Annotated in this window: 21 protein-coding genes; 13 read left to right on the plus strand and 8 right to left on the minus strand. The window is 68.1% G+C overall.

Annotated features, from left to right (window positions below):
* Nucleotides 1–67: 67 nt before the first annotated feature.
* Entirely contained in the window at nucleotides 68–802 is a 735-nt protein-coding gene (locus ACWPKK_RS19075) for a GntR family transcriptional regulator (protein WP_452007247.1), read from the minus strand.
* Between the two features lie 291 nt (nucleotides 803–1,093).
* Here ACWPKK_RS19075 and ACWPKK_RS19080 point away from each other — a divergent pair, with 291 nt between their 5' ends.
* The 5 genes from ACWPKK_RS19080 (at nucleotide 1,094) to ACWPKK_RS19100 (ending at nucleotide 6,124) form a co-directional block, all read left to right on the plus strand.
* Entirely contained in the window at nucleotides 1,094–2,113 is a 1,020-nt protein-coding gene (locus ACWPKK_RS19080; RefSeq protein ID WP_452007249.1) for an ABC transporter ATP-binding protein, read from the plus strand.
* Nucleotides 2,114–2,170: 57 nt separating this feature from the next.
* Complete coding sequence (locus ACWPKK_RS19085) at nucleotides 2,171–3,475, plus strand: ABC transporter substrate-binding protein (protein ID WP_324870728.1); 1,305 nt, start codon at nucleotides 2,171–2,173, stop codon at nucleotides 3,473–3,475.
* Between the two features lie 181 nt (nucleotides 3,476–3,656).
* Nucleotides 3,657–4,574, plus strand: coding sequence for an ABC transporter permease (locus tag ACWPKK_RS19090; protein ID WP_452007252.1), 918 nt, complete (start codon nucleotides 3,657–3,659; stop codon nucleotides 4,572–4,574).
* A gap of 3 nt (nucleotides 4,575–4,577) precedes the next feature.
* Nucleotides 4,578–5,405, plus strand: a complete 828-nt coding sequence (locus ACWPKK_RS19095) for an ABC transporter permease (RefSeq protein ID WP_452007254.1) — start codon at nucleotides 4,578–4,580, stop codon at nucleotides 5,403–5,405.
* A 14-nt stretch (nucleotides 5,406–5,419) separates the two neighbouring features.
* Nucleotides 5,420–6,124 (plus strand): aspartate/glutamate racemase family protein, encoded by a 705-nt coding sequence (locus ACWPKK_RS19100; RefSeq protein ID WP_452007255.1) that lies wholly within the window; start codon nucleotides 5,420–5,422, stop codon nucleotides 6,122–6,124.
* A 27-nt stretch (nucleotides 6,125–6,151) separates the two neighbouring features.
* On the opposite strand, the gene ACWPKK_RS19105 is transcribed toward ACWPKK_RS19100, so the two are convergent.
* A complete protein-coding gene (locus ACWPKK_RS19105) occupies nucleotides 6,152–7,702 on the minus strand; it encodes an FAD/NAD(P)-binding protein (protein ID WP_452007256.1) in 1,551 nt (516 codons plus the stop codon).
* A gap of 408 nt (nucleotides 7,703–8,110) precedes the next feature.
* Here ACWPKK_RS19105 and ACWPKK_RS19110 point away from each other — a divergent pair, with 408 nt between their 5' ends.
* Nucleotides 8,111–9,424: an amidase gene (locus ACWPKK_RS19110; protein WP_452007258.1), complete on the plus strand. Its 1,314-nt coding sequence runs from the start codon at nucleotides 8,111–8,113 to the stop codon at nucleotides 9,422–9,424.
* A gap of 23 nt (nucleotides 9,425–9,447) precedes the next feature.
* On the opposite strand, the gene ACWPKK_RS19115 is transcribed toward ACWPKK_RS19110, so the two are convergent.
* Complete coding sequence (locus ACWPKK_RS19115) at nucleotides 9,448–9,828, minus strand: hypothetical protein (RefSeq protein WP_452007260.1); 381 nt, start codon at nucleotides 9,826–9,828, stop codon at nucleotides 9,448–9,450.
* 260 nt (nucleotides 9,829–10,088) lie between these two features.
* Between ACWPKK_RS19115 and ACWPKK_RS19120 the strand changes: the two genes are divergently transcribed.
* Complete coding sequence (locus ACWPKK_RS19120) at nucleotides 10,089–10,583, plus strand: nuclear transport factor 2 family protein (protein ID WP_452007262.1); 495 nt, start codon at nucleotides 10,089–10,091, stop codon at nucleotides 10,581–10,583.
* 68 nt (nucleotides 10,584–10,651) lie between these two features.
* On the opposite strand, the gene ACWPKK_RS19125 is transcribed toward ACWPKK_RS19120, so the two are convergent.
* Complete coding sequence (locus tag ACWPKK_RS19125; protein WP_452007264.1) at nucleotides 10,652–11,131, minus strand: Lrp/AsnC family transcriptional regulator; 480 nt, start codon at nucleotides 11,129–11,131, stop codon at nucleotides 10,652–10,654.
* A 141-nt stretch (nucleotides 11,132–11,272) separates the two neighbouring features.
* Between ACWPKK_RS19125 and ACWPKK_RS19130 the strand changes: the two genes are divergently transcribed.
* Both ACWPKK_RS19130 and otnI read left to right on the plus strand, forming a co-directional pair.
* Nucleotides 11,273–12,289 (plus strand): 1-aminocyclopropane-1-carboxylate deaminase, encoded by a 1,017-nt coding sequence (locus ACWPKK_RS19130; RefSeq protein WP_452007266.1) that lies wholly within the window; start codon nucleotides 11,273–11,275, stop codon nucleotides 12,287–12,289.
* A gap of 225 nt (nucleotides 12,290–12,514) precedes the next feature.
* The gene (otnI, locus tag ACWPKK_RS19135) at nucleotides 12,515–13,288 is read left to right on the plus strand and encodes a 2-oxo-tetronate isomerase (protein ID WP_452007268.1); all 774 of its coding nucleotides are present in this window, start codon (nucleotides 12,515–12,517) and stop codon (nucleotides 13,286–13,288) included.
* Nucleotides 13,289–13,309: 21 nt separating this feature from the next.
* Here otnI and ACWPKK_RS19140 read toward each other — a convergent pair whose 3' ends face one another.
* Nucleotides 13,310–14,668, minus strand: a complete 1,359-nt coding sequence (locus ACWPKK_RS19140; protein WP_324870739.1) for an Nramp family divalent metal transporter — start codon at nucleotides 14,666–14,668, stop codon at nucleotides 13,310–13,312.
* Between the two features lie 244 nt (nucleotides 14,669–14,912).
* Between ACWPKK_RS19140 and mntR the strand changes: the two genes are divergently transcribed.
* Nucleotides 14,913–15,392, plus strand: a complete 480-nt coding sequence (gene mntR / locus ACWPKK_RS19145; protein WP_324870740.1) for a manganese-binding transcriptional regulator MntR — start codon at nucleotides 14,913–14,915, stop codon at nucleotides 15,390–15,392.
* A gap of 12 nt (nucleotides 15,393–15,404) precedes the next feature.
* Here the strand turns inward: mntR and ACWPKK_RS19150 are convergent, their stop codons facing one another.
* The 3 genes from ACWPKK_RS19150 to ACWPKK_RS19160 are packed head-to-tail and all read right to left on the minus strand — an operon-like array spanning nucleotide 15,405 to nucleotide 17,969.
* On the minus strand, nucleotides 15,405–15,626 hold the full coding sequence (locus ACWPKK_RS19150; RefSeq protein WP_452007271.1) for a hypothetical protein: 222 nt from the start codon (nucleotides 15,624–15,626) through the stop codon (nucleotides 15,405–15,407).
* 3 nt (nucleotides 15,627–15,629) lie between these two features.
* Nucleotides 15,630–17,555, minus strand: a complete 1,926-nt coding sequence (feoB, locus tag ACWPKK_RS19155) for a ferrous iron transporter B (RefSeq protein ID WP_452007273.1) — start codon at nucleotides 17,553–17,555, stop codon at nucleotides 15,630–15,632.
* Nucleotides 17,556–17,591: 36 nt separating this feature from the next.
* Entirely contained in the window at nucleotides 17,592–17,969 is a 378-nt protein-coding gene (locus ACWPKK_RS19160; RefSeq protein ID WP_452007275.1) for a FeoA family protein, read from the minus strand.
* 772 nt (nucleotides 17,970–18,741) lie between these two features.
* On the opposite strand from ACWPKK_RS19160, the gene ACWPKK_RS19165 reads away from it, so the two are divergent.
* The 3 genes from ACWPKK_RS19165 (at nucleotide 18,742) to ACWPKK_RS19175 (ending at nucleotide 22,126) form a co-directional block, all read left to right on the plus strand.
* Nucleotides 18,742–20,271 (plus strand): MFS transporter, encoded by a 1,530-nt coding sequence (locus tag ACWPKK_RS19165; protein WP_452007277.1) that lies wholly within the window; start codon nucleotides 18,742–18,744, stop codon nucleotides 20,269–20,271.
* Nucleotides 20,272–20,342: 71 nt separating this feature from the next.
* A complete protein-coding gene (locus tag ACWPKK_RS19170; RefSeq protein ID WP_452007279.1) occupies nucleotides 20,343–21,500 on the plus strand; it encodes an alpha/beta fold hydrolase in 1,158 nt (385 codons plus the stop codon).
* An 11-nt stretch (nucleotides 21,501–21,511) separates the two neighbouring features.
* Complete coding sequence (locus tag ACWPKK_RS19175) at nucleotides 21,512–22,126, plus strand: histidine phosphatase family protein (RefSeq protein WP_324870746.1); 615 nt, start codon at nucleotides 21,512–21,514, stop codon at nucleotides 22,124–22,126.
* Nucleotides 22,127–22,205 lie beyond the last annotated feature (79 nt).

A 22,205-nucleotide genomic window follows, 5' to 3' on the forward strand; every position in this document is an offset into this window, starting at 1 on the left:
TGACCCCTCACCCCAGCCCCTCTCCCGCAAGGGGAGAGGGGTTTTTCTTTTTTGGACTCGTGCCCCTTCAAGCCGGTTCCGGCTCGTCGGCGAAGATCGCCTTCAGGTCGATCCGGGTGTCTGTCTTGGCGTCCAGATCCAGCTGACGCTCGACCTCGTCGAGGTGGTCTATCATCAGCGCGGTCGCCTCGCCCGGCGCATTGCCGATCAGGGCGGCGATCAGGCGGCGGTGATCGTCGGCGGAGCAGGTGTGCGACGACCGCCGTTCGAAGGCCGCGATGGCAAGGCTGGAGCGGTCGATCAGGTCGGCCAGGATCCCCGTCAGCGTCGCGTTGCCGGCGAATTCCGCCAGCAGCAGGTGGAACTGGCCGGACAGCCGGATCATCGCCTTGCGGTCCGCCGCGAGTTCCGCAGCATCCTCCAGCGCGCCATGGCCGCGCAGCTTTTCCAGCACATCGTCGGGCAAGGGGCGCGGCATCCGTTCGAGCCGTTCCATGATCGCGCGTTCGATCACCCGGCGGGCTTCGAACACCTCGCGCGCCTCCTTCGGCGTCGGCTTGGCGACGAAGGCGCCGCGGTTGGGGATCAGCGTCACAACGCGCCGCTGCGCCAGCAGAAGCAGAACCTTGCGCACCCGTTCCCGGCTGACCCCGAACGCTTCCGCCAGGCTTTCCTCCGTCAGCTTGGTGCCGGGCGGCAGGCGGCGGTCGGCGATCGCCTCGCCGATACTGCGGACGATGCGGGTTTCGGCGCTGGCGCGGGGCGTGCGGCGGGCTGGCTTGGCGGGCGCGGCGGTCGTCATGGGCTGGCAGGGTGCTTTTAGCGGTGTGCGGGAAACGTGCCGCAGATTGTGCACAAAGCGGGCCAGCAGGCAAACGGCAATCTCCTAAGTGGCGCAGCGGTGAATGCTGGGAACAACGCTGCTCAAAATATCGCCATTGCGCCGAAGCGCTGCACAAATGCCGAGCCGTTGCGCAATTGAGCATCGGAAAACCGGCTGATTCCCGGCCTTCCACCGCTGGCACGCGGCATGCAGAAGGCGAACCGGTCACAAACGACCGCGCAGATTGTGCACAATTCTGGAGGCGCTCCGATGACGGCAGGTTCGACGGTCGAACTCGTGAAGCTGCGCAAGGCCTATGGCACGACCGTGGCGGTGGACGGCATCGATCTGCGGATCGCCGCCGGTTCCTATTGCTGCCTGCTGGGGCCGAGCGGCTGCGGCAAGACCTCCACCCTGCGGATGATCGCCGGGCATGAGGACATCACGGACGGCGACCTGCTGATCGGCGATACGGTGGTCAACGACGACCCGCCGGCCAAGCGCGGCACGGCGATGATGTTCCAGAGCTACGCCCTGTTCCCGCATCTGGACTGCACCGACAACGTCGCCTTCAGCCTGAAGATGAAGGGCGTCGCCAAGGAGGAACGCCGCCGCCGGGCGCGCGAGATGCTCGACCTCGTCGACATGAGCAAATACGCCGGCCGCCTGCCGTCGCAGCTGTCCGGTGGGCAGCAGCAGCGCGTCGCGCTGGCCCGCGCGCTGATCACCCAGCCGGGCGTTCTTCTGCTGGACGAGCCGCTGTCGGCGCTCGACCCCTTCCTGCGCGTGCGCATGCGCGAGGAGCTGAAGCGCCTGCACCGCGACATCGGCATCACCTTCATCCACGTCACCCACAGCCAGACCGAGGCGATGGCGCTGGCCGACCTCGCCGTGGTGATGAACCAGGGTCGCATCGAACAGGCCGGACCGCCGCGCGAGCTGTTCAACCACCCGCGCACCGCCTTCGTCGCTCGCTTCATCGGCGGCCACAATGTAATCGAGGGTGGTGCGATTGGGGGCGGAGTTGTCGGCGATGCCGGCCGCTGCGCCGTGCGCGCCGACCGCATCCAGCTGGGTGGCGCCGACCTGCCGACCGAGATCCAGGTGGAGGGCACGGTGCGCTCGCTGGAGTATCACGGCGCTTCCGTCCATCTCAGCCTCGACATTCCCGGCGCCGACGAGTTCGCCGTCGTGCTGGACGAGGCCCGCTATTTCGACGCGCCGGTCACGGTCGGTGACCGCGTGCGCGCCGGCTGGAGCCGGCGGGACGTCCACCCGCTGGCGGCCTGATCCCTTTCAAAAGCGCTACCCAAAAAACAACACGACGAACAGACTGGAGGCTCAGCGATGACCGACACCCGTACTCCTTCGAAGCTCTCCACCGGCGTCAGCCGCCGCACCCTGCTGAAGGGCACCGCCGCCGTGGCGGGTGCGGCCGTCGGCTCCGGCGCGATCACCGGCTTTCCGACCATCTGGGCGCAGAACATCAAGAACATCACGCTGCGCCAGTTCGGCACCGGCGTGTCGAACCTGAATGCCGTCGCCGACAAGGTGAAGGAGGATTTGGGCTTCACCCTGCAGATGACGGCGCTCGATTCCGACGCGGTGACCCAGCGCGCGGTGACGCAGCCGAAGTCCTACGACATCGCCGACATCGAATATTGGATCTGCAAGAAGGTCTTCCCGGCCGGCGTGATGCAGCCGATGGACGTTTCCAAGATCAAGAATTTCGACAAGATCGTCCCGATCTTCGTCACCGGCAAGCTGACGCCGGACAGCGCCATCGCCCAGGGCACAGCCCCCCACACAGTCGGCTTCGTCGAGGGCAAGGACAGCACCAAGTTCGCCAAGTCGCAGACCCAGTGGATGACGCTGATCCCGACCATCTACAACGCCGACACGCTGGGCATCCGCCCCGATCTGGTCGGCCGTCCGATCTCCAGCTGGAAGGACCTGCTCGACCCCGCCTTCAAGGGCAAGGCGTCGCTGCTGAACATCCCGTCCATCGGCATCATGGACGCCGCCATGGTCTGCGAGGCGATGGGCGAGATCAAGTATGGCGACAAGGGCAACATGACCAAGGAGGAGATCGACAAGACCCTCAAGATCATGACCGAGGCCAAGAAGGCCGGCCAGTTCCGCGCCTTCTGGAAGACCTTCGACGAGAGCGTCAACCTGATGTCGTCGGGCGAGGTCATCATCCAGTCCATGTGGTCGCCGGCCGTCGCCGCCGTGCGCGCCAAGGGCATCCAGTGCGTCTACCAGCCGCTGAAGGAAGGCTATCGCGCCTGGGGCGGCGGCCTGGGCATCGCCAAGCATCTGAGCGGGCTGGAGCTTGAGGCGGCCTACGAATACATCAACTGGTATCTGTCGGGCTGGGTCGGCGCCTATCTGAACCGCCAGGGCTATTATTCGGCCGTGCTCGACACCGCCAAGCAGCACATGACGCCGGAGGAATGGGCCTTCTGGATGGAGGGCCAGCCGGCCAAGACCGACATCCTCAGCCCCGAGGGCAAGGTGATGGAAAAAGCCGGCGCCGTGCGCGACGGCGGGTCGTTCCAGGACCGCATGGGCCGCGTCGCCTGCTGGAACGCGGTGATGGACGAGGACCGCTACATGGTCCGCAAGTGGAACGAGTTCATCGCGGCTTGATGCGCTGAAGCTCTGGTCGCACTTGCCCCCACCCTAACCCTCCCCCGCTTCGCAGGGGAGGGGATAACTCCCTCCCTTGCGAAGCGGGGGAGGGAAGGGGCCCGCGGCGCCAGCCGTGGGAAGGGTGGGGGCAAGCGCGGCGACCACCTCAAACACCACCTCAACCCGCAGGACCCCGCCCATGACCCTGACCGCCGAAACGCCCCGACCGACCGTCACGGCCGCCGCCGGCAGGGCGAGGCGCCCCCGCTTGGCTCCACGCGTCGCCCCCTATCTCCAGGCGGCGCCGCTGACCGTCGCGCTGCTGCTGTTCCTGCTGGTGCCGATCCTGACCATCGTCGCGGTCAGCTTCTGGGATTACGACAGCGTGCGCATCTACCCGGACTTCGTGCTGACCAACTACACGGAACTGCTGACTTCGCCGGTCACCTGGAAGACCTATCTGAACACGCTGAAGTACGCGGCGCTGACCTGGGCGATCACGCTGGGCATCGGTTTCACGGTCGCCTATTTCTTGGCCTTCCATGTCCGGTCTACCACCTGGCAGATGGTGCTGTTCCTGGTCTGCACCATTCCGTTCTGGACCTCCAACATCATCCGCATGATCTCGTGGATCCCGTTCCTGGGGCGCAACGGGCTGCTGAATTCCGGCCTGATCTCCGCCGGGATCATCGACCAGCCGTTGGAGTTCCTGCTGTTTTCCGACTTCTCGGTCGTGCTCGCCTTCGTCCACCTCTATGCGCTGTTCATGGTGGTGCCGATCTTCAATTCGATGATGCGCATCGACCGCGCGCTGATCGAGGCGGCGCGCGACGGCGGCGCCAGCGCGGCGCAGACGCTGTGGAACGTCATCCTGCCGCTGACCAAGCCCGGCATCGCCATCGGTTCCATCTTCGTCGTCACGCTGGTGATGGGCGACTTCATCACCGTGCGGCTGATGAGCGGCGGGCAGAGCGCGTCCATCGGCCTGATGATCGCCAACGAGATCTCGCTTCTGCAATACCCGGCCGCCGCCGCCAACGCGGTGGTTCTGCTGGCCGTCGTCCTGATCATGGTGGTGGCGATGCTGCGCGTCGTCGACATCCGGAAGGAGCTGTGAGCGATGAATTCATCACGCCGGGGCCTGTCCTTCTATCTGCTGGGGGCCTTCTTCGCGTTGTTCGTGCTGTTCCTCTACGGCCCGACCGCGACCATCCTGATCCTGTCCTTCCAGGGGCCGGAGGGCGGGCTGACTTTCCCGATGAACGGCGTCTCGCTGCACTGGTTCCGCAACCTGTTCGAACAGCAGGCGGTGGGCGATTTCGGCGGATCCTTCCGGCGGTCGATCGCGCTGGGGCTGATGGTGATGGTGCTGACCGTGCTGTTCTCGGTGCTGGCCGGCTTCGCCTTCCGCCGCCGCTTCCGCGGCAGCGGGGCGCTGTTCTATCTCGCCGTCGCCAGCCTGATCGTGCCGTCGATCCTGGTCAGCCTGGGCATCGGCCTGTTCTTCAACATCCTGGGGCTGGAGCCGGCCTGGTACAGCTCGGCGCTGGGCGCGCATCTGACCTGGACGCTGCCCTTCGGCCTGCTGATCGTCTTCGCCATCTTCAACCGCTTCAATCCGGCCTATGAGGAGGCGGCGCGCGACCTGGGCGCCTCGCCCTGGCAGACGGTGCGCCATGTCGTGCTGCCGATCCTGCTGCCGAGCCTGATCGGCGTCGGGCTGTTCGGCTTCACCCTGTCCTATGACGAGTTCGCCCGCACGCTGATGACCGCCGGCAGCTTCAACACCCTGCCGCTGGAGATCTACGGCATGACCACCAACGTCACGACGCCGGTGCTCTATGCGCTGGGATCGCTGACGACGGTCTTCTCCTTCACCGTGATCGGCGTGGCCCTGCTGGGCCTGATCGCGCTGCGCCGCCACCGCCTGCGCCGAAGCGGCATTTGAGGATCCCCACCACCATGCGCATTCTGGTCGTCAATCCCAACAGCACCGCCTCCATGACCGAGCGGATCGGTGCCGCCGCCAGCAAGGTCGCCGCGCCGGGCACCGAGATCCTCGCCGTCAACCCACCGACCGGCCCCGCCAGCATCGAGGGCTATTACGACGAGGCGCTGGCCGTCCCCGGCCTGCTGGCCGAAATCGACCGGCACCAGCGCGGGAGCGACATCGCCGGTACGGTTATCGCCTGCTTCGACGACGTCGGCCTGGATGCCGCGCGCAGCCTTGCCACCGCGCCGGTGATCGGTATCTGCGAAGCGGCGATGCAGACCGCCGGGCTGCTGGGCGGCCGCTTCAGCGTGGTGACGACGCTGCCCCGCTCCATCCCGGCACTGGAGCGTTTGGCCCAGCGTTACGGCATGGCCGGCCGCTGCACCATCCGCGCGGCGGGCGTGCCGGTGCTGGCGCTGGAGGACCCGGCGTCCGGCGCCGTCGACCGTGTGCGCGCCGAAATCCGCCGGGCTATGGAGCAGGACGGAGCCGAGACCATCGTGCTGGGCTGCGCCGGCATGGCCGACCTCGCCCGCTCGCTGAGCGGGGAAATGGGCCTGCCTGTGATCGACGGCGTCACCGCCGCCGTGAAGCTGGTGGAGGGTCTGGCGGCGCTCGGCCTGCGCACCGGCAAGACCGGCGGCTATGCGCCGCCGCTGCCCAAGGCGCGGTGACCTCTACGCCCTTTCACACCCCCGTAATTACACCCGCGGCGGATCGGGGCATTCCAGCGTCGGCATCACCGGCAGCGCCCCTTGGCCTTCCGCCGCGCCGCCGGTCAGGCCGTCCAGTATCCGCCGGGCCGCCTCGGCGCATTGGCTGCGCAGTTCGGGCACGGCGGTCATTTCCCAGAACGGCGCCTTGGCGACCGGGCCGAAGGCCAGCAGGCGGGGAGCCGGGGTGCCGTCGGCGGCGATCACCGCACCGCCTTCCGTCACGTCCAGCCCCAGCCGCAGCGTATCCGGCCGCGCGAGGCCGCGGTCCAGCAGCGAGCGCACCAGCGGATGGCGGATGCGGGTGTAGTCGCAGTTGGTGCCGGTCGCGTTGATCAGCGCACCCGTCGTCAGCACCCGTGTCGCTCCGCCGCCGCGCTCGACGATGTGCAGGTCCAACCCGCCCGCGGTCAATGCCGCGTCCTTCAGCCGGCCCGGCAGGATCGTCAGCTGGCTGCTGGCTCGGGCGGCGGCGATCCGGTCGGCCACCTGGGGGGCCATGCGGTGGCGGTGCACCTCCCAGAAGGGGCGGGCGTGACGGAGGAAGCGGCGGCGCTCCTCCATCGGCAGATGCGACCAGATGCGGTGATGGTGCGGACGCAGCGCGTCGAAGGCAGACCGCCAGTCATAGCCGTCCGCAGTCGCCCGGCGCGCATCCGCCTTCAGCGCGATCAGCACGTCCAGCACCGTGCTGGGCAGCACGTCGGGATGCAGGAAGGAGGTATAGGGCCGCGTTTCCTCATGGCGCAGCGGCAGCAGGCCGCGGCGCGACACGGCGGTGATCGGGCCGCGATGCCCCTGGTCGAGCAGCGACAGCACCGTGTCCACCATGGTCAGGCCGGTGCCGAGGATCGCGACGGGGGCGTCCTGGTCGATGCGGCCGATGGCGGCGGCATCCCACGGGTCGCCGATGAAGCGGTCGGACGCGAAGGCCTCCGCCGCAGTCGCCGAAGCCAGGCAGGGCGCGGAGGGCGGGAAGTTGCCGATGCAGAGCGCGGCGGTATCGGCGCTGACCACGCGGCCGTCGCCGAGGCGCACATGCACGGCGCGCTTGCCGTTGGCCGGGTCCTCGGTGCGGACGTCCACCGCCTCGCCGCGGATCAGGTTGAGGCGTGCGTGGGTGGGGGCCTCCGCCTGCGCTTCCGCCAGAACGTCCTGGATGTAGGCGCCGTACAGGGCGCGCGACACGAAGGCGTGGCCGCTGGGCGGCACCGGCTGTTCCGGTGTCGGCCCCTCCGCCCGGCTCCACAGCCAGCGCAGGAAATGGCGCGGGTCGTCCGGATAGGCGCTCATGTTATAGGCGCGGACATTCAGCACATGGGCGCCGTTGGGGGTGGAGTAGGCGACGCCGGTTCCCGGTCTGCTGCCATATTCGATCAGATGGACCACCAGAGGCGCCCGCGCGCCGCGCAGCAGGTGGGCCGCCAGCAGGCTGCCGGTGAACCCCGCGCCGACGATGGCGATGTGGCGCTCGGCATGACGTTCAAGGGGCCCCAGGGGATTGCCGCCGGGCGGATGGAAGTGAGGCGTTGCAGGCATCGGAGTCCGTCCTTCCGTGAGTCATTCCGGAAAAGGCCGGCCGTTGGCGATCAATCCCCCGGCTTCGGAACTGCAAAGGCCGTGTCGGGGCCAGGGGACTCGCGTCGGCCTTGTGTCTGCTCGGTCCGCTTCGTTCTCTCCTGCTTATCACACACCGTCAGCACGTGCCATCGGCCGAAGGGCAAATACCCCGACGAAAGTAGAGATCAGGATAGTTTCACAGTAAGAAATGTATAAATTGTAAAATAGCCAAAAGGCTTTGTCGATTCCAAGGGGCACCCGCATCTCGCGCCGCTGCCCGCTCCGTCGACCGCATGATCCTGGTCGCCAAGCCGACGCCGATGTGGCACATGCGATGGCACGGTCCGCTATAGTCCGATCCGTCCCATGACCTGCCAGGAACCCGACATGCCCGTGTCCGCCGCCCCCCATCTGTCCGCGTCCGAACGGCTTGAGGCGGCGCTTGCCCGCATCGCCGATCCGGAGCGGCAGGGCGCGATGGTCTTCACCGAAATCTATGCCGATGAGGCGCGGGCCGCCGCGGCCGCCAGCGATCGCCGGGTGGCGGCGGGTCGGCCGCTGGGGCCGCTCGACGGCCGGATCGTCTCGGTCAAGGCGCTGTTCGACGTGGCGGGTGACACCACCGCGGCCGGCTCCGCCATCCTGCGCGGCCGGCCCGCCGCCGGGCGGGATGCCCATGCCGTGGCGCGGCTGCGTGCCGCCGGCGCCGTCATCGTCGGCCGAACCCACATGACCGAATTCGCCTTCTCCGCCGTCGGCATCAACCCCCATTACGGCAATCCCGGCAACCCGCGCGACCGGTCGCGGGTGCCGGGCGGCTCCTCCTCCGGTGCGGTGATCTCGGTGGTGGACGGCATGGCGGAGATCGCGGTCGGCAGCGACACCGGCGGTTCGCTACGCATTCCGGCGGCGCTGTCCGGCGCGGTGGGGTTCAAGCCGACCTCCGGCCGCCTGTCGGCCGAGGGCGCCTTCCCGCTGTCGCCGTCGCTGGATGTGATCGGCCCGGTTGCCGCGACCGTCGCCGACGCGGCCTTGCTCGATTCAATTCTCGGCGACGGCGACCCAGCGCCGCTGGTCCCGCTGCCGGTTGCCGGCCAATCCTTCCTGGTGCCGCGGTGGCGGCTGTTCGACGGGATCGAACCGGCGGTCGCCGCTGCTTTCGAGGCGGCGCTGGACCGCCTGCGTGCCGCCGGTGCTCACATCGTCGAGGGCTCCATCGACGCCGAACTGGACGCCCTGGCCGATCTGGACCGCGTCGGCGTCTTCACCGCCATCGAGCTTGCGGCGACGCTGGCGGAGCTTGGCATCGCGGAGCTCGACGGCATCGATCCCAAGACCCGCGCCCGCATCGAGGCCGGTGGCCGGACGCCTGCCGCCGATTACGTCCGCATGCAGCGCCGCCGCGCCGACCTGATCCGTCTGATGGACGAGCGGCTGGCCCGGCATCCGGTCCTGCTGCTGCCCACCGTTCCGCTGACCGCCCCCGCCATCGCCGATGTGCTGGAGGATGCCGCCTTCCACCGCGTCAACCTGCTGCTGCTGCGCAACACCCGCATCGCCAACCTGTTCGACGTGCCGGCGATCTCGTTGCCGGTGCCGTCCGCCGGGCTGCCGGTAGGGCTGATGGCGATGGGCCGCCGGGGCAGCGACCGCAGCCTGCTGGGCATCGCCGCCGGGTTGGAGGCCGCCTTGGCAGCCTGAACCCCGCTTGCCCCAGCCTTCCTTCAGGCCACCGAGGACTGCCAGAGCCAGACCAGCCCCGCGACCGCCCCGGCTACGAGAAGGACCAGCGCCAGGATTATGGCAAGGGCGGTGCGGCGGTCCTTCGCCTCGCGCTGCTCCGCCTCGCGCCGCTTCTTCAGCAGATATTGCTGTTCGGGGCTGAGGAAGCGTCCGGCGGCTGCATCGGGCGTGGCGGCGAAGCTTGGCCTGCGCCCCTTGGCGCCGGCCACCGCCGTCGTTCTCGCCGCCGTCCCTCTCACCGCCGTGGTGAGGCCGCCGGGCGACGGCCGGCCCATATTGATCGTGTCCGCCGCCGTCCCGCGGGCGGTCGTCACCTGCCTGCCCTTGCGCTTGCGCGGTAGCTTGCGCCGTCTGGTCGCCATTCCCGTCCCCTTGCTGTCCATCCCTCGAGTCGCGGCGGGGAGCATACCCGTCCCGGCCGTCCCGCGCAGCCGATCACAAGAGGATCTGCGGAAAGTTACATAGGACGGCTCGCGTGTCGTCGGCCGCCCGCTTCCTGCGCCCTGCGGCGAACCGGCGCACACCCCCAAGGGGCGCTGGAACAGCAATGCATACTAGTATACCAATTTATGGCCCGTTCCTTTCCGGGCGGGCACGACAGCAATCGATTGGGAGGGTCACCATGCTCAAGAAGAATGCTTTCAAATCCGGCCATATCCGCTCGCGCCGCGTCCTGCTCGCCACAGCTGCCGTCGGGCTGGCGGCATCCGGTGCCATCGCCCCGCTGACGACCGCCTTCGCGGCCGACGACGACCAGCAGCTGGTGGCGAAGGCGGTGAATGCGCTACGCGACGCCATGCTGGCCGGCGACGGCGCCACGCTGCGCGCCATGACGATGGAGCAGCTGACCTACGGCCATTCCAACAGCCGGCTGGAAGACAAGGCGGCCTTCGTCAGCAGCCTGGACGGCAAGAACGCCTTCAAGGCGCTGGACCTCAGCGACCATGTGATCCAGGTGGTCGGCGACATCGCCATCGCCCGCCACACCTTCGATTCCGTCAACAACCTGGCCGACGGCAAGACCAACACCGCCCACATCAAGGTGCTGCAGGTCTGGAAGAAGGTCGACGGCAGCTGGAAGCTGCTGGCCCGCCAGGCTTCGCCCCTGCCGGCTTGACCGGACCGCCGGCCCCGTCATCCCGCGGCGGCGGGCGGGGCCGGCGCCTTCCTCATCGGCGGACTTGTTCAGAAGTCCAGCAGGGCGTTGTCGATCACCTCCTTCATGACAAAGAAGGTCCGCGTCTGCCGCACGCCGGGCAGGGCGATCAGTTGCTGCCCATGCAGTTCGTTGAAGTCCGCGATGTCGCTGACGCGGATTTTCAGGAAGAAGTCGAAGTCGCCGGCGACCAGATGGCAGTCCAGCACGAAGGGCAGCTTGCGGATCGCCTTTTCGAAGTCGCCGAAGCTTTCCGGCGTCGAGCGGTCGAGCACCACCCCGACGATCACCAGCGTCCCGCGGTCCACCTTCGCCGGTGCGATTTCCGCCCGCACCGACCGGATATAGCCGTCCTCGAACAGGCGTTGCGTACGCCGGTGGCAAGTCGCCGGGCTGACATGGACCGCGGCGGCGACATCCGCGTTGGACATCCGGCCATCCCTTTGAAGATGCTGCAGAATCCGGCGATCAACCGTGTCCAGCTTTTCAGCCATGAAAGACTCTTCCATTTTTTGGCTTAGAATGAGGCTATCTCGCTCACCGAGGGTCGGCAATGATGAAATGATGCGAAATCTGCCGGAAAACTATGGAAGCACCTTTCAAAACGACGGTGATACCGTTGCTCCACCTCACCAATGGAGCATGCCACGATGCGCCTCGACCGTTTCGAACGCTATCCGCTCACCTTCGGCCCGACTCCGATCGAGCATTTGCCGCGCCTGACCGCCGCGCTGGGCGGCAAGGTCGAGATCTACGCCAAGCGCGACGACTGCAACTCCGGCCTCGCCATGGGCGGCAACAAGCTGCGCAAGCTGGAATACATCGTTCCGGACGCCATCGCCTCGGGCGCGGACACGCTGGTGTCGATCGGCGGTGTGCAGTCCAACCACACGCGCATGGTGGCGGCGACGGCGGCCAAGATCGGCATGAAATGCGTCGTGGTGCAGGAAAGCTGGGTCCCGCACGAGGACGCCGTTTATGACCGTGTCGGCAACATCCTGCTGACCCGCCTGATGGGCGCGGACAGCCGCATCGTTCCGGACGGCTTCGACATCGGCATCCGCAAGAGCTGGGAAGAGGCGATCCAGTCGGTCAAGGATGCCGGCGGCAAGCCCTACGGCATTCCGGCCGGCGCGTCGGTGCACAAATATGGCGGGCTCGGCTATGTCGGCTTTGCCGAGGAGGTGCGCAAGCAGGAGGCCGAACTCGGCTTCAAGTTCGACTACATCGTCGTCTGCGTGGTGACCGGATCGACCCAGGCCGGCATGATCGTCGGTTTCGCCGACGACGACCGGGCCGACCGTGTGATCGGAATCGACGCCTCCGGTACGCCGGAGCAGACCCGAACCCAGGTTCGCCAGATCGTCGACAGCACGGCCGAGTTGGTCGAGCTCGGCCGCGAGGTCCGCGACGACGAGATCGTCATCCTGGAAAACTACGCTTATCCCGCCTATGGCGTGCCGAGCGCCGAGACCAACGAGGCCATCCGCCTCGCCGCCCGCACCGAGGCGATGATCACCGACCCGGTCTATGAAGGCAAGTCGATGCAGGGCATGATCGACCTCGTCAGGAAGGGCTGGTTCCCGGAGGGCTCCAAGGTGCTCTACGCCCATCTCGGCGGGGCGCCGGCGATCAACGGCTACAGCTACACCTACCGCAACGGCTGAGTCCGGCGGACCGGGTTGCGGCTTGTCCAGGGTTTTCGCATTTGGCTCCCTCTCCCGGGGCGGGAGAGGGAGCCAAATGCGATGGCCCTGGCGACCTGCTGCCGGAACCGGCCTTGACCTTTCGGGATGGCTTCTCTTCAATCCCGCGCGTGATGCGGCTGGCCGTCCGGCCGCATCCGCCGGGGCCGGCCCCGGACATCCCTCCTGCCAAGGCTGGTCCGCGCCATGCCCCGCTTCGCCGCAAACCTGACGATGATGTTCACGGAGAGGCCGTTCCTCGACCGCTTCGACGCCGCGGCGGATGCCGGCTTCCGCGCCGTCGAGTATCTGTTTCCCTACGACCATGCGCCGGACGAGATCGCCGGGCGTCTCCAGCGCAATCGCCTGACCCAGGCCCTGTTCAACATGCCGCCCGGCGACTGGGCGGCGGGGGAGCGGGGGCTGGCCGCTCTGCCCGGCCGCTTCGGAGAGGTGAAGGCCGGCGTCGCCACCGCGCTGCGCTATGCCGAGGCGACGGGCTGCCGCCGGCTGCACCTTATGGCCGGGCTGGGCGAGCCCGGCGACCCGGCGGCCGCCGCGCGCTATCGCGATGCGGTGCTGTATGCCGCCGATGTGCTGGGCGAACGCGGCATCGATCTGATGCTGGAGCCGATCAACGGGCGCGACATGCCCGGCTATTTCCTGAATGATTTCGCCGCCGCGGAAAGGCTGATCGCCGGGATCGGGCGGCCGAACGTCAGGCTGCAGTTCGACATCTACCACCGGCAGATCCTGCATGGCGACGTCACCACGGCGCTGCGCCGGCTGATGCCGATGATCGGCCATATCCAGATCGCCTCGGTCCCCTCCCGCCAGGAACCGGACGGGGAGGAACTCAACTGGCCCTTTCTGTTCGCCGAACTGGACCGGCTGGGCTATGGCGGGTTCGTCGGTTGCGAATACCGCCCGCGGGGCCGGACCGAGGAGGGGCTCGGCTGGTTCGGCCCCTACTGCGGCTGACCGGCCGCGACTGACCGGCCCTCACGCGAGGACGGTGTCGTACAGCAGCTTCAGGTTCAGCACGACGATCACCGTGGCGACGATCCAGGACAGGGTAGCGACCCAGCCGGGGACCACGAATTTGCCCATCTTGCTGCGGTCGGTGACGAAGCGGACCAGCGGGATCACCGCGAAGGGCAACTGCATCGACAGCACCACCTGACTGAAGACCAGAAGCTGCGCCGTGCCGCGTTCGCCATAGATCGCCGTCACCACCACCACCGGGATGATGGCAAGCCCGCGGGTCAGCAGCCGGCGCGCCCAATGGGGCAGGCGCAGCCGCAGGAAGCCCTCCATCACGATCTGGCCGGCCAGCGTCGCCGTCACCGTGGAATTCAGGCCGGAGGCCAGCAATGCCACCGCGAACAGGGTCGATGCGATGCCGAGGCCGAGCAGGGGCGACAGCAGTTCGAACGCCTGTCCGATCTCCGCGACGTCGGTATGGCCGCTGCCGTGGAAGACGCTGGCTGCCAGGATCAGGATGGCGGCATTGACGAACAGGGCCAGCATCAGCGCGATGGTGCTGTCGGCGGTGGCCCAGGTGATGGCGTCGCGCCGCCCTTCCTCCGTGCGCGGATAGGCCCGCGTCTGCACGATGGACGAATGAAGGTACAGGTTGTGCGGCATCACCGTCGCGCCCAGGATGCCGATGGCGATGTAGAGCATCTCGGGGTTGGTGACGATCTCCGCCGATGGCACGAAGCCGTGCAGGACGGCGGCGACCGGCGGAGCGGCGGCGGCGATCTGCACGATGAAGCAGCCGGCGATGACCACCAGCAGCGCAATCACGAAGGCTTCCAGATAGCGGAACCCCCGCTGCATCAGCAGCAGGACCAGGAAGGCGTCGAGCGCGGTGATCAGCGCGCCGCCGATCAGCGGGATGCCGAACAGCAGGTTCAGCGCGATGGCGGTGCCGATCACTTCGGCAAGGTCGCAGGCGATGATCGCTGCCTCGCACGCCACCCACAGCACCATGTTGACCGGACGCGGATAATGGTCGCGGCAGGCCTGGGCCAGATCGCGGCCGGTGACGATGCCGAGCCTTGCAGCCAGCGACTGCAGCAGAATCGCCATCAGGTTCGACAACATGATGACGGCAAGCAGCGTGTAGCCGAACTGTGACCCGCCGGCGAGGTCGGTCGCCCAATTGCCGGGATCCATATAGCCGACCGACACCATGTAGCCCGGCCCGGCGAAGGCCAGCATCCGGCGCAGCCACAGGCCGCCCTGCGGCACCGCGACGGAGGCATGGACCTCAGGCAGGCTGAGTCGCGCCTCTCCATCCGGACTGGAATTCCTCCAGGCCTTCGGGGTCGGCAGGGCGGCTTCGGCTTCCGACATCGGCGAGACTCCTGGCCGAGTTGCGAATTGGTATCAATCAAGTATGTACCGGGACAACGAGTATGCAAGGTGCTATACTTTCCGAACCGCAACTTTTTGCCGGAATCTCCACCCATCCCCGAAGGATGCGCGTCCCGACGGGTGGGTGTCGGTCGGATCGATGGTGGCTTGACGGCCAGCGGTTGGCGTCGGAGGGTGTGGCGCAACCGTTTGGGCATGACCTTCAGAGGAGTCGACGCGCGCGATGGCCGAATCCCGGAAGTCGCCTGAGTGGGAAGAGGGTGGGGCCGTGTCGGCTGATTCCGCCCTGCCCGATGCCGAACTCCATGCCGAGGGGTTCCGCCGCACACGGGAGGCGCAGCGCTCCGCCCTGGCCGAGGATTACGTGGAGCTGATCGCCGACCTGATCGAAAGCGGGCAGGAGGCCCGGCAGGTCGACATCGCCGCAAGGCTTGGCGTGGCGCAGCCCACCGTCGCCCGCATGCTCGACCGTCTGGCGGCGGAGGGGCTGGTCACCCGCAAGCCCTACCGGGCGGTGTTCCTTACCGATGCCGGCCGCCGGATCGCCGAGGAAAGCCGGGAGCGCCACCAGACGGTGGAGGCCTTCCTGCGCTCCCTCGGCGTCAGCGCCGACACTGCGCGCATCGACGCCGAAGGCATCGAGCACCATGTCAGCGCCGAGACGCTGGACGCCTTCCGCCGCGCGCTGGCGCGGGGCGGCTGACCGTCACCCCTCTCAGTGGCTCCCGCAGGAGCCGCCGTGGCGCCGCACCGGCTTCGGGCCGGCCGCCTCGCAGCCGCAGCAGCCCCCGCCGCAACCGCCCGCCGGGGCTGGCGGGGCGGGGCGACCCGCCAGCCGGCGCAGGCGGTCACGGGCGGCGGCCGGCAGCAGGATGGTCCAGGCGACCCAGGCGAAGGCCAGGGTGACGATCAGCCCGACGACGAGTGTTTCCATCATCGCTCACCCTCCCAGCAGGGCGCTGGACATCCGGAAGGTGACGAAGGCCGCACCGTAGGCGAGCAGCGTCATATAGGCGATCATCACCATCATCCAGAACCAGGAGTTGGTCTCCCGCTTCACCACCGACAGGGTGGAGACGCATTGCGGGGCGAACACGAACCATGCCAGCAGCGACAGCGCCGTCGGCAAGCTCCAGTCCGCCGCCAGCACGCCGGACAACGAGCCGGACAGCGCGTCTCCCGTCTCGCTCAGCGCATAGACGGTGCCGAGCGCGGCCACCGCCACCTCGCGCGCCGCCATGCCCGGCACCAGCGCGATGGCGATCTGCCAGGTGAAGCCGATGGGCGCCAGCAGCGGCGCCAGCGCATGGCCCAGCATTCCGGCGAAGCTGTAGTCGATCGCCGGGCCGGTGGCGCCCTCGGGTGCCCCCGGGAACGTGCCGAGGAACCACAGCAGGATCATGATGGCGAAGATCACCGTGCCGGCGCGGGCCAGGAAGATGCGGGCGCGTTCCAGCAGGCCGATCAGGATGTCGCGCGGGCTGGGCAGCCGATAGGCCGGCAGTTCCATCAGCAGCGGCTCCCGCGCGCCCTTGAAGATCGTGCGCTTCAGCACGAAGGCGACCGCCAGCGCCGACAGGATGCCCGCGGCATAGAGCGTGAACATCACCAGCCCCTGCAGCCCGATCATGCCGCCGGCCACCGTCTGTTCGGGGACGAAGGCGGCGATGATCAGCGTGTAAACCGGCAGCCGGGCCGAGCAGGTCATCAGCGGGGCGATCATGATGGTGGCCAGCCGGTCGGCGCGGTTTTCGATGGTGCGCGCCGCCATGATGCCGGGCACGGCGCAGGCGAAGCTGGACAGCAGCGGGATGAAGGCCCTGCCGTGCAGGCCGACGCCGCCCATCAGCCGGTCGAGCAGGAAGGCCGCCCGTGCCATGTAGCCGGTGGATTCAAGGATCAGGATGAAAAGGAACAGCACGAGGATCTGCGGCAGGAAGATCACCACGCTGCCCACCCCGGCGATGATGCCGTCGGTGATCAGGCTCTTCAGCATGCCGTCGGGCAGGGCGGCGCCGGCTGCCGCCTGCACCCAGCCCAGGGCGCCCTCGATCATGTCCATCGGCAGGGCCGCCCAGGCGAACACCGCCTGGAACATCAGGAACAGCACCAGGAACAGGAAGGGCAGGCCGATGGCCGGGTGCAGCAGGGCCGCGTCGATGCGTTGCGTGGCGAGCGACGGCTTTCCGGCGTCGCGCAGCGCGGCGGCCAGGATCGATTCGACCTCTTGATGGTAGGCGCGCAGGTCGCGTGCCGACGGTTCGCTCCAGCCGCAGGGTGCCGGGGGGCCGTCGCACGCCATCACCATCATGCTGCGGTCGATCTGGTCGAGCAGGCCGACCACGCCGGTGCGCTTGATCGCCACCGTGGGCACCACCGGCACGCCGAGCGCCGCCGACAGGGCCGCCGCGTCGACGCGGCAGCCGCGCGCCTCGGCGACATCCATCATATTGAGCGCCAGGATGATGGGACGGCCGAGCTTCTTCAACTCCAGCACCAGCCGCAGATGCAGGCGCAGGTTGGTGGCGTCGGCGACGCAGACCATCACGTCCGGCGGCGTTTCATGCTCGAACCGGCCGAGCACGACGTCGCGTGTCACCTCCTCGTCGGGAGAGCGGGCGCGCAGGCTGTAGGTGCCGGGCAGGTCGATCACCTGGACGCGGGCGCCGGCGGGGCTCAGGAGCTCGCCCACCTTGCGCTCCACCGTGACGCCGGGATAGTTGGCGACCTTCTGGCGGGCGCCGGTCAGCGCGTTGAACAGGGCGGTCTTGCCGCAGTTCGGGTTGCCGACCAGCGCGATGCGCGGCAAAGCGGCCAAACCGGCTGTGGGCATAACGGGTACGGCCAAAACGGCAGAATTCGACATCGCGGAAATCCTTTCCGCAGGAAGGGGAGGCGACGCTCAGCCGAGCGTCACCAGAACGGCGTGCGCCTCCGCCCGGCGCATGGCCAGGGTGTGGTCGTTGATGCGCACGGCAAGCGGATCGGAGCCCGGGAATCCTTCATGCAGGATCTCCACGCGGGCGCCTTCGATCAGGCCCATCTCGATCATGCGGCGTTCCAGTTCGCCGGGCGGCAGCGGGGTGGCGACCGCACTCTCGTCGAGACCGGTCACCACCGCGCGCTGGCCCTTGCGCAACGCGCCGAGACGGCAGCCGTCCACGGCGGACGGCGGGTCGGAGGAGGTACCGGGTGCCGGACCGGGCGTCATGCGGGCAACGGGAGAGGGAACGGCGGCGGAAGCGGGTCCGGAGATCGGACCCGACACGGGGGCAGTCATTGAGGATCACCTTTCGGCTGCACGGCACCGACAGGGCGTGCAATTCGGCGGCACCGGGCCGCAGGGGCCATAATGATGCGAATCACTCTCAACAGCGATGTGGCGAAGCGTCGCAAAGCCCTGCTATGGACATGCCGACAATGGGGTGGCCGCCGGGAGCGTGGTCATAGGCCTTTTTTCCCTGCAATTTTGGTATGCGGGCTTGGTGCTAATTGCCCTGCACGAAAGACCGATGGACCCACTTTGCGTGGCGGCGATGGCTGCACCCCAATCTGAAATAGCGTCGAAAGGCCCGTGCTGCACTGCAACCGCCATTTGTCCTTGGACGATGGGGATCGCGGTTGCTTTGGTATGTGCTGTATCGCAGACAAGAAAACGGTCGCTATTCACATAACGAAGTAGTTGTTCCCTATCTCCGCGAGTATCCGTCGGCATTTTACCGAAGATCTTCAGTATCAGTGATCTGAACAAAATGCATACACGGATATGCAACAATCCGGAGGAAACATTTATTTCCGATGCAATTTCGGTTTACCAATTCTTTGGAGTTACGATTTAGCCTCCAACACACTTCCTGAAAGCGGTTGTGTGTCTGGAGCTGCCTATGCAACCAAATTCGGTCGCACGTCCGCGCGTGACTCTGCCTGTCATCACAGCAATTAGCCTCGTCATCCTGTCTTTTCTGGTTTGTGCTAAATTTTATGTAAGCTATGCCTCGACAATTGAGCCCAATGCCGCACAGGTTGTGCTCAATGTCGTTCGTGATCGTTTGATGACAGTTGCCGCCGCAGTTTCGGCTGCGGTGGCGTTGTCGGCCCTGTGGGCTCCGGCCTTGCTGCGCGCGGCCGGAGCCACGCCCTTGCGCGCCATCATGATGGTGGCGACGGCCCTGATCGCCTTCGCGGCCGGGGTGCTGCCGCAGCTGACCTCCGTGCTGCCGGCCGAGGCGCTGCGCGGCATCCTCTTTGATGGCGCCGTTCTGCTGCTTGTCTCGCTTCTGCTGGTGTTCGAGGCTCTGCTCCTGCTTGCCGCCGCGCCGCGCCGCCCGGCACCGGCACAGGCATCGGAACCCGCGTCGGCGGTGGCGGGAATGCGCGCCGCGCTGTTCCTGTTCATGCTGGCGGAAGAGCTGTCGCGCGCCTTCCTGCCGCTCTACGTGCGCGAGCTTTACACGCCGGTGCCCGGCCTGTCGGAAACCCTGATGATGGGGCTGCCGATCGGGCTGTTCATGGCGCTGGTCGCGGTCTTCACCCCCTTCGCCGGCGCCTGGGCCGACCGGTTCGGGAGCCGCCGCACCCTGCTGCTCGGCACCCTGCCGGCGGTCGCGGGCTTCGCCGGGACGGCGCTGGCGGGGTCGCTGACAGAACTGCTGCTGTGGCGCAGCGCCTGCGCGCTCGGCTATGCCGTGATGTTCATCGGCGCGCAGGGCTTCATCGCCCGCCACACCCCGGCCGGTCAGCGGGCGCGCGGCATGGCGCAGTTCGTCGCCGCCGTGATCGTCGCCGGCCTGTGTGGCGCGCCGCTGGGCGGTGTCCTCGCCGACCTTCTCGGCTATCGCGCCACCTTCGCAGCCTCGGCCCTGTTGGCGCTGGCCGCCGCCGCCGCCGCCGCGACCCTGCTTCCGGCCGACCGGGTGGAGCGGGCGCAGAACCGCCGCTTCCGCCTGGGCGACGTGGGCGGCCTGCTCGCCAACCCGCGCTTCGTCGCCCTGCTGCTGTTCTCGTCGGTGCCGACGAAGCTGATGCTGACCGGCTACCTCTTCTATCTGGTTCCGGTCTCCCTCCATGCGGCAGGCGAGACGCCGGCGGGGATCGGCCGGCTGATGATGACATACGGGCTGATCATCGTGCTGCTCGGTCCATGGGTGTCGCGGCTGGCCGACCGCACCGGCCGCCATGCCCTGCTCGCCGGGATCGGCGGATTGGTCGGCGGGGCGGGCACGCTGGCAGTCCTTCAGGACCCCGGCGTTCCGGGCATCCTGGCCGGCATCGCGGCATTGGGTGTCGCCCACGCCCTGAACAACGCGACCCAGCTGGCCCTGGTGCCGGAGGTCTGCCGTACGGAATGCGCCCGCATGGGCGACTCGAGCGTCTTCGCCGTCTACCGCCTGCTGGAGCGGGGCGGATCGGTGGCGGGCCCGCTGCTGGCCGCCGCCGCCGCCGACCAATTCGGGATTCAGGCGGCGCTGGTGACGCTGGGCGTGCTGGGCATGCTGTGCGGCACGGCCTTCTGCGCGGTGTTCCTGCTGGCCCCGGCCGCAGCCCCCGCATCACGGCCGGCCGGAGAGGGCGCGGCCCCATGACCACGGCGACCCGCTTGCCATCTCCGCATTTATCGATCCCCCACCCATCTATCACGGAGGCGAAGACGCCCATGCCTGACCAGATGCTCGTGGAGCCCCTTCGCGCCATGCCGGCACCGCCGCTCTGCGGCGGCCAGACCCTTCCAGCCGATGGCCGTCATGGCCGTGCGATGGAGGCGCTGCGCGCCACGCTGGACGCGCTCGGCATCGGATCGGCCGAAGAGATCAATTGGAAGACCTACGAGACGATCATGCGGGTGATCGAGCCGCTGATCGGGGCCGGCCACAGCTTGCGCCATTTCGACTACACCCACAGCGCCGAGCTGCAGCCCGGCACGGTGGAGCGGTTGCGTACCGACTACAGCATCCGCCTCGCCTACACGGAATGGGGCAGCCCGCAGAATCCGGCGCTGATCTGCCTCGGCGGCATCGCCAATTCGGCCCGGCGCTTCGACTACATCGCCCGTGCCCTGTCGCGCCATTACCACGTCCTGTGCCTGGACTGGGCGGGGCGCGGCCGCAGCGGCTGGCTGGCGGAACAGTCGGACTACAGCTTCGACGGCAACGTCGCCCAGGTGATGGCGCTGATCCGGCACAAGCGGCTGGGGTCGGTGACGCTGCTCGGCTCCTCGCTCGGCGGCAACGTCGCCATGCGGGTGGCGGCCGAGGCGCCGGAGCTGGTCGATGGCCTGATCCTCAACGACATCGGTCCCTTCATCCCGAACGAGCGCCGCCGCCGCCGCGCCGAGTCGGTCGCCCGCCACTATGTCTTCCGCCATCCGGCCCAATTGTTCCACCGCACCGGCGCCGCCCAGAAGAACGACGGGCCGGTGGACGACACCGTGCTTCTGCACAACAGCTTCCACCAGACCCGCTGGTCGGAGGAGAATGGCGGCCGCGTCTACCGCCACGACATCCGCGCGCTGCAATGCTACCGCGACGGCGCCGCCCAGGACCACGACCAGTGGGACGACTGGCAGCGGGTATCCTGCCCGGTGCTGCTGGTCCACGGTATGATGAGCGACGCCCTGCAAGAGTCCACCATCGCGCGGATGATGGAGAAGCCGCGGGTCAGCGTCGTCCATGTGCCGGACGTCGGCCATACCCCGACGCTGAGCGATCCGCTGCACATCGATGCCCTGCGCCGCTGGATGGCGGCCCCCCGTGGCTGGCCGGCGGAAAGCACCCTCGGATGGACCGCGGGCGCCGACCGCATCCTGTTCCGGTAAGGGGGCTGGCGATGACCGACCGCTTTCATTTCGTGCGCCACGGCCAGACCGAGGACAACCGCCGCGGCGTGCGTTGCGGCGGCGACCGCGACGTCGCGTTGACCGAACAAGGCATCGAACAGGCCCGCCGGGCGGCGGAGCGCTTCCGCGCCCAAGGGCACGACTGCGGCCTCGTGATCGCCGGTCCGCTGCGACGCACCGCGGTCACCGGCGCCCTGTTTGCCGAGGCGCTGGGCGTCCCGCTTCTCTCCCGCGACTGGCTGCGCGAGCGCCGGCTGGGGGAGTGGAACGGGCTGCCGATCGATCTGACCCGGCCCTGGTTCGCCGCAGGTGAAACCCCGCCGGGCGGGGAGAGCGAGGGCGCGTTCGCCGCGCGCGTCCTCGACGGGGTGGAGGAACTCGCCACCTCGCCTGCGAATCCGGCCGCCGACCTGCTGGCCCGCCGGCCGCTGCTGGTCGGCAGCAAGGGGATCGGCCGCATCCTGCTGCACCGTCTGGCCGGCCGGCCGGGGGTGGAGCTGGAAAATTGCGAGGTCGTGGCCTTCACCCGCCTGTCCGTCCCGCCGGGCGGACCGGGGCGGTGGCGCTGCGACCAACTGGAGAGACTGGCCGGATGCACGGCCTGAGCGAAGACGACCAACAGACCAACCAATTCGAACGATGCGTGGATGCCTTGCGGTGCCGCGTGGATCAGGACTGAGGAGA

This window comes from Azospirillum largimobile, assembly GCF_977007025.2.

Coding starts and splice junctions, on each gene's coding strand:
- ACWPKK_RS19090 (WP_452007252.1), top strand. CDS start 3,657: ATGACCCTGACCGCCGAAACGCCCCGACCGACCGTCACGGCCGCCGCC.
- ACWPKK_RS19095 (WP_452007254.1), top strand. CDS start 4,578: ATGAATTCATCACGCCGGGGCCTGTCCTTCTATCTGCTGGGGGCCTTC.
- ACWPKK_RS19175 (WP_324870746.1), top strand. CDS start 21,512: ATGACCGACCGCTTTCATTTCGTGCGCCACGGCCAGACCGAGGACAAC.
- ACWPKK_RS19130 (WP_452007266.1), top strand. CDS start 11,273: ATGCGCCTCGACCGTTTCGAACGCTATCCGCTCACCTTCGGCCCGACT.
- ACWPKK_RS19080 (WP_452007249.1), top strand. CDS start 1,094: ATGACGGCAGGTTCGACGGTCGAACTCGTGAAGCTGCGCAAGGCCTAT.
- feoB (WP_452007273.1), bottom strand. CDS start 17,555: ATGTCGAATTCTGCCGTTTTGGCCGTACCCGTTATGCCCACAGCCGGT.
- ACWPKK_RS19125 (WP_452007264.1), bottom strand. CDS start 11,131: ATGGAAGAGTCTTTCATGGCTGAAAAGCTGGACACGGTTGATCGCCGG.
- mntR (WP_324870740.1), top strand. CDS start 14,913: ATGGCCGAATCCCGGAAGTCGCCTGAGTGGGAAGAGGGTGGGGCCGTG.
- ACWPKK_RS19120 (WP_452007262.1), top strand. CDS start 10,089: ATGCTCAAGAAGAATGCTTTCAAATCCGGCCATATCCGCTCGCGCCGC.
- ACWPKK_RS19170 (WP_452007279.1), top strand. CDS start 20,343: ATGCCTGACCAGATGCTCGTGGAGCCCCTTCGCGCCATGCCGGCACCG.
- otnI (WP_452007268.1), top strand. CDS start 12,515: ATGCCCCGCTTCGCCGCAAACCTGACGATGATGTTCACGGAGAGGCCG.
- ACWPKK_RS19100 (WP_452007255.1), top strand. CDS start 5,420: ATGCGCATTCTGGTCGTCAATCCCAACAGCACCGCCTCCATGACCGAG.
- ACWPKK_RS19075 (WP_452007247.1), bottom strand. CDS start 802: ATGACGACCGCCGCGCCCGCCAAGCCAGCCCGCCGCACGCCCCGCGCC.
- ACWPKK_RS19085 (WP_324870728.1), top strand. CDS start 2,171: ATGACCGACACCCGTACTCCTTCGAAGCTCTCCACCGGCGTCAGCCGC.
- ACWPKK_RS19150 (WP_452007271.1), bottom strand. CDS start 15,626: ATGATGGAAACACTCGTCGTCGGGCTGATCGTCACCCTGGCCTTCGCC.
- ACWPKK_RS19115 (WP_452007260.1), bottom strand. CDS start 9,828: ATGGCGACCAGACGGCGCAAGCTACCGCGCAAGCGCAAGGGCAGGCAG.
- ACWPKK_RS19165 (WP_452007277.1), top strand. CDS start 18,742: ATGACAGTTGCCGCCGCAGTTTCGGCTGCGGTGGCGTTGTCGGCCCTG.
- ACWPKK_RS19140 (WP_324870739.1), bottom strand. CDS start 14,668: ATGTCGGAAGCCGAAGCCGCCCTGCCGACCCCGAAGGCCTGGAGGAAT.
- ACWPKK_RS19110 (WP_452007258.1), top strand. CDS start 8,111: ATGCCCGTGTCCGCCGCCCCCCATCTGTCCGCGTCCGAACGGCTTGAG.
- ACWPKK_RS19105 (WP_452007256.1), bottom strand. CDS start 7,702: ATGCCTGCAACGCCTCACTTCCATCCGCCCGGCGGCAATCCCCTGGGG.
- ACWPKK_RS19160 (WP_452007275.1), bottom strand. CDS start 17,969: ATGACTGCCCCCGTGTCGGGTCCGATCTCCGGACCCGCTTCCGCCGCC.